This is a genomic window from Frankia sp. AiPs1 (assembly GCF_023716945.1).
Classification (GTDB): Bacteria; Actinomycetota; Actinomycetes; order Frankiales; family Frankiaceae; genus Frankia.
Window position 1 is genome coordinate 1 of record NZ_JAMQQF010001084.1, and the last position, 843, is coordinate 843.

Sequence of the window (843 nt, forward strand, 5' to 3'; positions counted from 1 at the left end):
CCGCGAGGCCGCCGCCGGCGCTGGTGCCGGCGAGGACGATCCGCCCGGAGGCCACGCCCAGCTCGCCGGCGTGCGCGGCCGTCCACAGCAGGCCCGCGTAGCAGTCCTCGACCGGCGCCGGGTGCGGATGCTCCGGGGCCAACCGGTACTCGACCGAGACGACGACGAGGTGCAGGGCCTCGGCCCAGTCGAGGATCTCCGTCACCCCGGCACGGTTGTCGCCCATGATCATGCCGCCGCCGTGGATGTGGTAGACGACCGCCGCCGGCGTCGCGGCCGCGCTCGGCCGGCAGACGAGCAGGCCGACCTCGGGCGCTCCGGCTGGCCCGGGCACCGACAGCTCCTGCACCGTGAACGCGCCGCCGCGGTGGAGCTCCTCGTCCGGAACGGACGGCGCCGCCGAGGCGGCCCGTAACCGCGGCAGCATCTCGGCGGTGATCGACGGGGTGAGGAACTTCGCGAGCGGCTCGAGGGCCGCGGCCAGCTCCGGGTCGAACGGCGGCGGCGGGCCGACGGTGGCGGTGGCGGTGGTGGCGGCGGTGGGTGCCGAGAGGGACGGATTGCCGACGGTCATCTGTTCTCCTGCTCACCGGACGGGATGCCGGCATCCGAGCCGGCGGCAACAGACGGTCAGGACCACCGTACGCAGCAGGCCCGGCAGGCGCGGCAGTTGCGCCGCCGACCAGCCGGTTGGCATCCGCGCCGCACGGGCCGCCGAAGTCCGGGCCTCACAGGCAGGGGCCGGCCGTGGCCGTGGAGTCCGCGAGCCGGGTGAGCAATGCGCGCAGCAGGCGCTGCTCGTCCGGGCTGACCGCGGCGAGCAGCCGGGCCTCGACCTCGTCG

1 protein-coding gene is annotated in these 843 nt (G+C 76.0%); it reads right to left on the bottom strand.

Translation table 11 applies throughout. From position 1 onward, the window contains the following. Positions 1-574: alpha/beta hydrolase (locus ND748_RS33005; protein WP_251750159.1), on the bottom strand; the 574-nt coding region annotated here is incomplete at its 3' end. Positions 575-843 lie beyond the last annotated feature (269 nt).